9 protein-coding genes are annotated in these 9,699 nt (G+C 42.3%); 4 read left to right on the top strand and 5 right to left on the bottom strand.

The window, feature by feature from the left end; genetic code table 11:
- Positions 1 to 3: 3 nt before the first annotated feature.
- The 4 genes from K5Q29_RS03220 (at position 4) to K5Q29_RS03235 (ending at position 4,720) form a co-directional block, all read left to right on the top strand.
- Positions 4 to 828, top strand: a complete 825-nt coding sequence (locus K5Q29_RS03220; RefSeq protein WP_221876998.1) for a hypothetical protein — start codon at positions 4 to 6, stop codon at positions 826 to 828.
- Between the two features lie 122 nt (positions 829 to 950).
- Positions 951 to 2,009 (top strand): site-specific integrase, encoded by a 1,059-nt coding sequence (locus K5Q29_RS03225; RefSeq protein ID WP_221877000.1) that lies wholly within the window; start codon positions 951 to 953, stop codon positions 2,007 to 2,009.
- A 58-nt stretch (positions 2,010 to 2,067) separates the two neighbouring features.
- Positions 2,068 to 3,441 (top strand): tRNA uridine-5-carboxymethylaminomethyl(34) synthesis GTPase MnmE, encoded by a 1,374-nt coding sequence (mnmE, locus tag K5Q29_RS03230; protein ID WP_221877003.1) that lies wholly within the window; start codon positions 2,068 to 2,070, stop codon positions 3,439 to 3,441.
- 202 nt (positions 3,442 to 3,643) lie between these two features.
- Positions 3,644 to 4,720 carry a hypothetical protein gene (locus K5Q29_RS03235; RefSeq protein WP_105139786.1) on the top strand — a complete coding sequence of 359 codons (1,077 nt, stop codon included), beginning with the start codon at positions 3,644 to 3,646 and terminating at the stop codon, positions 4,718 to 4,720.
- A 507-nt stretch (positions 4,721 to 5,227) separates the two neighbouring features.
- On the opposite strand, the gene K5Q29_RS03240 is transcribed toward K5Q29_RS03235, so the two are convergent.
- From K5Q29_RS03240 to K5Q29_RS03260, 5 genes are all read right to left on the bottom strand, one after another.
- The gene (locus tag K5Q29_RS03240) at positions 5,228 to 6,691 is read right to left on the bottom strand and encodes a flotillin family protein (protein WP_105139785.1); all 1,464 of its coding nucleotides are present in this window, start codon (positions 6,689 to 6,691) and stop codon (positions 5,228 to 5,230) included.
- 11 nt (positions 6,692 to 6,702) lie between these two features.
- Complete coding sequence (locus tag K5Q29_RS03245; RefSeq protein ID WP_105139784.1) at positions 6,703 to 7,284, bottom strand: LemA family protein; 582 nt, start codon at positions 7,282 to 7,284, stop codon at positions 6,703 to 6,705.
- 72 nt (positions 7,285 to 7,356) lie between these two features.
- Positions 7,357 to 8,136, bottom strand: coding sequence for a YgcG family protein (locus tag K5Q29_RS03250; RefSeq protein ID WP_105139783.1), 780 nt, complete (start codon positions 8,134 to 8,136; stop codon positions 7,357 to 7,359).
- A 71-nt stretch (positions 8,137 to 8,207) separates the two neighbouring features.
- Positions 8,208 to 8,786 carry a uracil-DNA glycosylase family protein gene (locus tag K5Q29_RS03255; RefSeq protein WP_105139782.1) on the bottom strand — a complete coding sequence of 193 codons (579 nt, stop codon included), beginning with the start codon at positions 8,784 to 8,786 and terminating at the stop codon, positions 8,208 to 8,210.
- Positions 8,773 to 9,231 (bottom strand): GNAT family N-acetyltransferase, encoded by a 459-nt coding sequence (locus tag K5Q29_RS03260; RefSeq protein WP_105139781.1) that lies wholly within the window; start codon positions 9,229 to 9,231, stop codon positions 8,773 to 8,775. Before K5Q29_RS03260 ends, K5Q29_RS03255 begins: the two co-directional genes overlap by 14 nt.
- Between the last annotated feature and the right edge of the window lie 468 nt (positions 9,232 to 9,699).

A 9,699-nucleotide genomic window follows, 5' to 3' on the forward strand; every position in this document is an offset into this window, starting at 1 on the left:
AATATGGGAATTTTTAGCTTGTTCAAAAAACTCACACCAACTTCAAAGCCATCAATCCAAAAAGCTGTACCACAACCACCGATGAAGAAACCTTACAGAGTCAACGGCAGGTACTATCCAAACTTTAGCTATGATGATGTGTATGAGTGGGCAAATGACCCTGTACCTGGAACGGAGATACTTATCTCAGATTTAATTTTTCTATGGGTTGTTGATAGATTAGGTGGTGATGTCAAAAAGTACCCAATTCATCTATCAAGAAATTATGGTGTTGATAGACCCGATTTGAGAATTACCAAACTAATTAAGGTTTCACTAGCCACGGCAAACTATACTGTTACTGAATTAGGTAAAGATACTATCTCCCAAAACCGACATATCATTGAGCTACACAAAAAAGGGTGGGTAAGTGATGAGGATAGCAAACAAAATCTTGAAAATCACCGATTATGGCAAAATGAGTATGCTGAATATCTCAAAAAAATAGGTGATACCGAAGGTGCTAAGGAACTCAGACAAAGAATGTCAGTAGATGACAAAGCAAAGAAACTAAATACCATTTTCAATGCTGGGGAAAAGTTATCCAAGGAAAAGAAATACCTGGACTCAAATTCACTGCTACTGCCACTATCTGAAAATGATGAGTTTATGGGGTCTGCCCCGTTATTTGAAAGAATCGCCATAAACTATCGAGGTTTGAAAGAATACGAAAAAGAGATTGAAATCTGCGAGCGTTTCCTCAAAGATAAACAGCCACTCTATGGCGGTGATATGTGGAAAGATGTATTTTACAAGCGAATAGAGTACGCTAGAAAGAAACTAAAATAAAAAAACCTCACGCTCCGTGTTTGGCGACTGGAGAGCATGAGGCAAACCGTATAAGAAAAATTGCCTTTTTGGGCAAGTCTTTTCTTATGCCCATTTTATCAAAAGAAAGGGGTAAAATCAACATGGCATATTTCCGAAAGAGAGAAAATGGCTGGGAATATCGTATCTCCTACAAAGCTCCAGACGGCTCATATAAGCAGAAATCCAAGTCGGGGTATAGAACTAAGGCGGAGGCTGTACAAGCGGCATCCCAAACCGAAATGGAACTATCTGACGGAATTGTGGAAGATAAGCAGATTACCCTTGTCGCATACTTTGAAAAGTGGTACAAAATCCACCGAGCACCATCTGTATCTGCTGGTACGCTCAAACACTATGAAACTGCCACCGCTGCAATCAATCGCTACTTCCAAGAAATCAAAATCATCGACATCACACCATCCAGCTATCAAGCCACATTGAATGAGATGGGCAAACACTACCGCAAGTCCACACTGCGACTGATACACGCTAAAATCAAATCCTGTGCCAAGTATGCTGTCATGGATAGATTGATAAAAATCAACTTTGCTGAATTGGCAAAGGTAAACTCTGACATCGAGCCAAGCCCGCTGGATAAGAAATTCCTGACTCAAACAGAGTATCTAAATCTCATTGAGTATACCAAAGAAAACCCCTACGAACACCGTCAGTTACAAATATACTTACTAGCAGTAACGGGTATGCGGGTCGGCGAATCAATGGGCTTAACCTGGGACGATATTGATTTTGAAAACTGCCAATTGTCAATAAACAAGACTTGGAACATATACAATCAAGACGGATTTGCTCCCACAAAAAATCAGCAGTCTGTTAGGACAGTTCCGTTAGATAATGGTACAATAGAACTGCTACAAGATTATAAAGCCCACCGATGGCAAGAGAATGAATTTAACCGTTTGTTTCCAGCCAATGCCCATGTATACCTAAACAAGCGATTAAAAACCCTCATCGGTAGGTCTGTCCATATCCATTCCCTCCGCCATACCTATGTAAGCTACCTGCTAACGAACGGCATTGAGGTACTGACTATATCAAAGTTAATCGGACATAAAGACCCGACCATCACACTCAACACATATTCGCACTTACTCAAAGAAAAAGAGATTGCTGATTTCGACAAAATCAAAACACTTTTTTAAAAAAATTGGGGCGAATTTGGGGCAAAGCCTTGTAAATACGCTATATAAAAGGACTAAAATGATTACCAAAGAATTCGATACAATAACTGCCATTTCAACTCCTCTCGGTGAGGGGGCTATCGGGATTGTCCGCCTGTCTGGGACGGATGCATTTGCTATTGCCAGCAAGGTTTTCAAGGGCAAGGATTTGGCGACTGTTCCTAGCCACAGCCTCAACTATGGCCACATTATTGACCCTGCGACAGGGCAAGTGCTTGACGAGGTCATGCTGGGTGTCATGCGTTCCCCAAAGACCTTCACCCGCGAAGATATCATTGAGATTAACACCCACGGAGGCATCGCCGTTACCAACGAAATCCTCCAGCTCCTGATTCGCCAAGGTGCTCGAATGGCTGAGCCAGGCGAGTTTACCAAGCGTGCCTTTCTCAACGACCGTGTGGATTTGACCCAGGCCGAGGCCGTCATGGATGTCATCCGTGCCAAGACCGACAAGGCCATGCACAATGCCGTCCGCCAGCTTGACGGCTCCCTTTCCCAGCTCATCAACGACACCCGTCAGGAGATTCTCAACACACTGGCACAGGTCGAGGTCAACATCGACTACCCTGAGTACGACGACGTCGAGGAGGCGACGACAGAGCTGGTCCGCGAGAAAACCCTCCAGTTCCAAGCCCTTTTGGAAAATCTCCTCCGCACTGCCCGCCGTGGAAAAATCCTGCGTGAAGGCATCGCGACCGCTATTATCGGTCGTCCAAATGTGGGAAAATCCAGCCTGCTCAATAATCTTCTCCGCGAAGAGAAAGCCATCGTTACAGACATCGCAGGAACAACCCGCGACATTATCGAAGAATACGTCAACATCAAAGGTGTCCCCCTCAAGCTGATTGATACCGCAGGTATCCGTGAAACAGATGACATCGTTGAAAAAATCGGTGTGGAACGGTCTAAAAAAGCCCTTGAGGAGGCCGACCTCATCCTGCTAGTCCTCAACGCATCCGAACCACTGACCGAGCAAGACCGCAATCTCCTAGCCATTTCCGATTTGGCCAACCGTATCGTCCTACTCAACAAGACCGACCTGGAAGAGCAGATTGAAGCAGACCAACTGCCCGAGGATGTCATTCGCATTTCCGTCTTGAAAAACCAGAATATCGACCAAATCGAAGAAAAAATCAACCAGCTCTTCTTTGAAAATGCTGGTCTGGTAGAGCAAGATGCCACCTACCTCTCCAATTCTCGTCATATTTCCCTGATTGAGCAAGCCGTCCAAAGCCTACAAGCTGTCAACGATGGGCTGGAAATGGGCATGCCAGTAGACTTGTTACAGGTTGACCTGACACGCTGTTGGCAGATTTTAGGAGAAATCACTGGTGATGCTGCTCCAGATGAACTCATCACCCAACTCTTTAGCCAATTCTGTCTTGGAAAATAAGAAGAGGCTAGCAAGTCTTAAAAATAGAAAATAGCTTAGAATTACGTCGTAAGAAACCGTGATTCTAAGCTATTTTTAATGATTCAAATTGTGATTGAAGATGAAAGGTTCAGTTTTTGCACACTTTTTGTATATTAACAGATTAAAACTTGTCCTTCTCTAAAAAATAAACTATACTATGAATAGAAAGGAGGCTTACCCTATGAAAAAAATGATAATCGCTTTACTTGCCGCTTTTTGCCTTATTTTTTCCTTTATCGCTTGGAAATTGGAAACCTATCAGCACGCCAAAGTAGAACTCGATTCAAATGCTGACTTCTATCTCGTTTATCCAGGTAAAATCGAAGCCTTTCAATTATCTAATGACCAACCAAAGCTCATTCACACTCAAAAAATGAATTCGGACAACTATTTCGGCTCTGGAAAAAACCACATTCTAGACAATCAATCTTTAGTTTTTGCCAATGACCAGCAGAAATTTACCAATGACAATTTGGTTTCTATTGATTTCAAAACAGGAGAAATTCTTCGTAAGCCAAGCAAATACGCTACCTACATCAGCGGAGCTGATGGGCAACATTTTTATACAGCAGGTCCTTTCCATGCCTTATCGCAGTTTGATAATACGTTCAAATTAAAAAATCAATTAAAACTAGATGATGATTTTTTCCCACTTCCATATGTCTATGCAGATGATACATTCATTTATTTAAACGGCAATCAAATAACCACTGGTCAATCAGATTCTCAAAAAAATGTTCTCTATATCATTGATAAAACAAGCTTTACAACATCAGATATAGTCGAATATGACAAAAATCTAGTAACTCATGAAGGACTCCTTGCAAAGGGTACACTCTATCTTCCAATCACTAGTCACCATGCTTTAGATTACAAGGATATTGAGACTTCCTATGATATTTTGACCTTTAATACAAAGACACGTACATTTTCCTCCATAACCTTATCACAGCCTACACCAGGAAGCATCCAACCACTCAAGGAAGATAACCTATTATTCATTGAGCACGAAAGTGATTGGCTATCCGCAATCTCTTTCACCATTTATAATACCCAAACAGGTCAAGAGAGCTATCATCGTCTAGACGAGCTTAATCCTCGTCCTTATTATATTGACCATGTCCGCCAACTAGACGGTAATAGATTATTATTGATTCTGGCTGGTAAGGCACTCATCTATGACTGGCAAGCAAAAAAAGTTTTAAGTCAAACCATTCTATCTGAGGATTATGTCAGCGGGGTGTGGGTAAATGACTGATAAACAAAAACGAATCTCAATCAAAGATTGTAAAAGTCCCAAGATTACTCTTTCTTGGGACTTTCGCATATTCTATCGAAGTTGCATAGCACAATCAATGTACTTACAAATCCTCGGAACCACTATCTAATCGAAGTAAACGCCATTCCCAAAGCAGAACCAAAATAATATTTCCACCTTTCTTGCTCTAAATAGCGCTTAAACATCTTTAATTTATCCGATTGAATCCTACTCAAAGCTAGTTCTTCCAATACCAATGGATAAATTTTATAGGAAAGATAGCTAATCTTACTCCTTTTTCACACAACTCCATTGCTTCCAACAACTGGAATTTCAATGCTTTGCTCAACTTTAATTCTGAATCAGATAATAGTTCATTTATTTTTTGTATAAACAACTTACTTTTTTTACTGTTTCTAAACATTTTCATTTCTAAAAACAATCATGCGATGGAAATGATGGTGTAAACCTACTCAGTCACCCATCTCTTCCAACTGCTTATTATTTTTATTTGTCCCCTTCCGCTTCTTTTGTTTCTTGGGCAGCCAGTAAACCTGTTGACATAGCACGACCAGTTAGGGTTGCGCTGATTAAATCACGGACATTGAGGCCTAGACCTTCTGTTGTCTTGTCCATGGTCGTCATCAGGTCTCCTACCATTTTTGAGGTATTCCCTTCGCCGTACATGGTAATCTTATCAACATTTCCAAGTGGTGCTGCAATATTCTTGGCGATTTCTGGAAGAACATTAACCACCATTTCAGTCACCGCTGCATCGTTGAACTTGGCCATGGCATCCGCCTTCTTGCTAAGACCTTCTGCCTCTGCTTCGAGTTTCAAACGGATGGCTTCTGCTTCGGCACGTCCTTTAGCCTCAATACCTGCCGCTTCTTGCTCCGCAGCATACTTAGCAGCTTCTGCACGCGCTTTTTGAGCTTCCGCCTCACGCTGCGTTTCGTAGAGTTCTGCTTCTGCCTTGCGTTGACGTTCAATCAAATCTGCTTCTGCAGCTTGCTGGCGAGCATATTTTTCTGCCTCTGCCTGTTTGCGGATAGTAGCTGAGAGCTCTTGTTCACGGACCTTAACTTCCTCTGCTTTTACTTCTGCTTCTTTTTGTTGCTTGACAATATTGGCTTCAGCAGTTGCACGCTCGATTTCTTTCCGTTGAGCTTGCTCCTCAATGCCATAGGCTGCGTTTGCCTGTGCCAGTTGGACATCTGACTGACGTTTTAGATTAGCTTGCTCAATAGCTAGTTCATTCTGTTTCTTGGCGATTTCTAAGTCTGCAGCAACACGCGCATCATTAGCCGCCTTATCCTCACGGGCACGGACTTCTGCTTGTTCCCGCTCTGCTTTGGCACGAGCATTTGCGGCATCCTTCTGGATGGTCACAATATTGTCAATACCTAGGTTTTTAATGACATCGTTGTCATCTGTGAAGGATTGAACCGTAAAGGCAATGATTTCCAGCCCCATTTTAGCCAAGTCAGGAGCCGCGTTGGATTGGACTTTTTCTGCAAAAGCCTGGCGGTTATTGACCATGTCACGCAGTTCCATCTGGCCAATGATTTCACGCAGATTTCCTTCCAAGACATCTTGAATAGAGGCAGAAATATCTGCAGTTTTCCAGTTAAGGAAGTTTTGAGCTGCCGCATTGAGCAATTCATCGGATACCCCAACCTTTACTTTTACGACCGCATCAGCTTTTACGTTGATAAAATCAAGAGTTGGTACAAAATCTGTGGTCTGCACATCTGTTGAAAACTGCTCAATAGAGATATAGGAGCGTTTTTCAATAAAGGGAATCATAAAACCAGAACGGCCAATTAAGGTCCGAGGTTTACCCAAGCCGGTAATGACAATCGCTTCGTTAGGCTTAGCCGACACATAACCACATACAAACAATAAAACAAATAGTACAACAACAATAATTGGTATCATAATTGCCAATATATCAAATCCAAAGTCCATATTTATCTCCTTCATTCCTTATCACTCAAATCAACACTTGGTACAGTCGTCGCTGCATCATTTGTTGCTTGGAAGAGCTCTACTTTTTCATATCCGAATAGACCTGCATAGATGGAGGTCGGGAACCGCTTGATTTTTTTATTGTAGGTAGTTGCCACCGCATTATAGTCTTTACGGGCTACCAGTATCCGATTTTCCGTACCTTCAAGCTCTGTAATCAGGTCTGATACCTGTTGGTTGGCTGTCAATTGAGGATAATTCTCAGCCACTACCAACAATCTAGATACTGCAGCATCTAGCTGACTTTGAGCTTGATTATAGTCACTCGTTCCCTGTTGACTGGAACCAATTTTAGCACGCGCTTCTGCAATAGCAGTAAATATTTCTTCCTCGTGTTCCATGGCGCCTTTGACAGCTGTGACTACATTAGGTATCAAGTCATAGCGACGTTGCAACTGTGTGTCTACATTGGCTTGCGCATTTTCAACCTCAGCATAACTGTCAACTAAGCCATTGTATTGCCCAACTGCTCCCATTCCTAAAAACAGCAGAGCTAGGACTGGTATGAGGATGACCAACCATTTCTTTTTCATAAGATTTCCTTTCTAACTACGATTAAATATTCGTAAAAAAGCAAACAACTATCAGAAGCCCTATACGATGCCTTACCATCCAGAAGAGGCTCCGCCACCGCCGCCTCCACCACCTGACCAACTACCTCCGCCAAAACTAGACGATGAGGAATTAGACGAGTGATGATTGTGATAGTGATGATGGTCATCAACCAGCATCCAGAGTAGATTACCTGGTCCACCACCACGACTAGATTTGTCAATGATACCAAATAGGATAGCGATCAGAATAACTACGAGAAACAGCCAGAATCCGTCACCCTCCTCACTTGTACCTTCTTCTATAGCAGCTAACTGATTTTTACCAATGCTTGTGCCATAAAATCTATCCCCAATGGAGTTGACGATATAGGAAATTCCTCTACTGTAGTCTTCCTGTCGAAAGAATTCTCTTGCATTCTCTAGAATATCCTTGGCTTCTACATCCGTGATGACTGTGGCAGCATTGTCTGAGGTTTCTATCCGAAATGCTCTGTCAGCTATGGCAACCACTAAAAGAACTCCATTGTCCGTTCCTGCAAAACCGACCTGCCAGTGACGAAAGGTTTCATTAGCCAAACTTTCAATATCACTGGACAGACTTTCTGTTACATAAACACCAACCTGTAAAGCTTGCTCGGTGCTTGCCCAATTTCGATTGAGTTGATCAATTTCTGCAATGGTCTCACTCGAGAGTAACTGCGTCTCATCCACTACCGTTGTACCTGTGGGTCGGTCTGGAATCTGATTTGCTCTAGCTAGTGTGGGTGCAAATAGCAAGCAAACCGTTAGAATAGCGAAACAGCCGATGATAATTTTTTTCCATTTTCTCATCAGAACACCTCCTTCGATGAACAAAGATAAGAAAAATTTGTTAGGTATATATATACAATTATATCATATTATCATTTTCCCAACAATATATTTATGTTGTTTTTCAGTAACGGTAGAGTCTGTTCAACAAACCAAGGATGTTTAGCTTGCCAGATATTGTTCCTTGGCGATGGATGAGGTAGGGGAAAATAGGTGGGTAGGTAAACACCTGCATTCTCCACTCTCTCGGTCACAGTCCTATGGGATTCTCCTAAATAATAGTCCTGGGCATACTTACCAATCAACAAGGTCAGCTCAATCTGGGGTAGTTGCTTCATAATGAGCGGGTGCCATTTGGGCGCAAAATCCTTACGAGGCGGCAAATCCCCAGACTTCCCTTTTCCTGGATAATAGAAATCCATAGGAAGAATAGCAAAATAGCGAGATTCATAGAAGAATTCCCTATCTACTCCCAACCATTTGCGAAGATTCTCTCCACTAGCATCATCAAATAAGCGACCTTTTTCTTGTGTTTTTAATCCCGGTGCCTGTCCAATAATGAGGATTTTTGCAGTAGACGGTGCTTGGAAAAGCGGAACTATTCCCTGATTCGTAAAAGCTTGATTAGCTGCATCCTTCATAATCGCCTGACGAATATCAGCAAGTTCCATGACGTCCTACTTTCTTGAACATCGTCACATCTTCTTCCAGGGCATGAAAACCACATTTTTTATAGAAGGAAAAAGCTGGTACATTGCGTTCAGTTTGCGGGAGAATATGAACAATCTTTCTCTCAATCAACTGCTCCTCAATTCTTTTTAGAAAGTCCTTACCAATTCCTCGTCCTTGGTCGTTGCGAGCAATACAGAGCTCTTCAATACGGTATTCGGTCCCCTCATACCAGTAGCGAATGTGCCCTAGAGAAAGGGCAATGAGGCTACCTTGGTCAAGCAATCCAAAACAAAGTGCTCTGGGGTGCTCTAGTAAATCACCTATGTAACGGTCTAATTGTCCCTTATCAAACCAGTCATCATTCCAAGGCTCCTGACTAAATACAGATAAGAACAACTCTTTGACCATTTCCATATCTGCAAGTGTGAGTTCTTTCAGTTCCATATTTCCTCCTAAAAAAGACGGGCATCCCCGTCTTGATATGAACCCGTATTCACAAGTAAAGTACTTTGATATAAGAGATAGTTTTTCGCTAATCAAGGCAGTTTTTTGGGGCTGGGCTCAAGACCAGCCCCACTTCTCAGAGTTTGTATCAACATCTCAGCGCAGTGGTTGATTGGGTTTAACAGTCCAGTGGACTGTTAAAGGTTGGAGATAGGATTTGTGAAGCAAATCTCTGCACTCCGTGTTTTACACTCCAAATCCGACCTCTACGACAGTCACTACTCTGACTGTTGGAGCTGTGCGGGGGTGGGAGTGAAACAGTCTGGTGATAGACTGTTTCAGGTCAACAACTTGAAACGAAAATTTGTTGACGAACTCGTTTTGAGACCAATCGAGTTCTTTCTCACTCCCAAAAAACGAACGATGAGTAGCTGAAAAACTAGCCTTAGATAAAAGTGCTGTACTGTA

The sequence above is a fragment of the Streptococcus sp. 2018037 genome, assembly GCF_019754195.1.
Classification (GTDB): domain Bacteria; phylum Bacillota; class Bacilli; order Lactobacillales; family Streptococcaceae; genus Streptococcus; species Streptococcus hashimotonensis.

Excerpts from the sequence above, each read along its gene's own strand:
- K5Q29_RS03245 (WP_105139784.1), bottom strand. The coding sequence starts at position 7,284 with ATGAAAAAGAAATGGTTGGTCATCCTCATACCAGTCCTAGCTCTGCTG.
- K5Q29_RS03225 (WP_221877000.1), top strand. The coding sequence starts at position 951 with ATGGCATATTTCCGAAAGAGAGAAAATGGCTGGGAATATCGTATCTCC.
- K5Q29_RS03255 (WP_105139782.1), bottom strand. The coding sequence starts at position 8,786 with ATGGAACTTGCTGATATTCGTCAGGCGATTATGAAGGATGCAGCTAAT.
- K5Q29_RS03250 (WP_105139783.1), bottom strand. The coding sequence starts at position 8,136 with ATGAGAAAATGGAAAAAAATTATCATCGGCTGTTTCGCTATTCTAACG.
- K5Q29_RS03240 (WP_105139785.1), bottom strand. The coding sequence starts at position 6,691 with ATGGACTTTGGATTTGATATATTGGCAATTATGATACCAATTATTGTT.
- mnmE (WP_221877003.1), top strand. The coding sequence starts at position 2,068 with ATGATTACCAAAGAATTCGATACAATAACTGCCATTTCAACTCCTCTC.
- K5Q29_RS03235 (WP_105139786.1), top strand. The coding sequence starts at position 3,644 with ATGAAAAAAATGATAATCGCTTTACTTGCCGCTTTTTGCCTTATTTTT.
- K5Q29_RS03220 (WP_221876998.1), top strand. The coding sequence starts at position 4 with ATGGGAATTTTTAGCTTGTTCAAAAAACTCACACCAACTTCAAAGCCA.
- K5Q29_RS03260 (WP_105139781.1), bottom strand. The coding sequence starts at position 9,231 with ATGGAACTGAAAGAACTCACACTTGCAGATATGGAAATGGTCAAAGAG.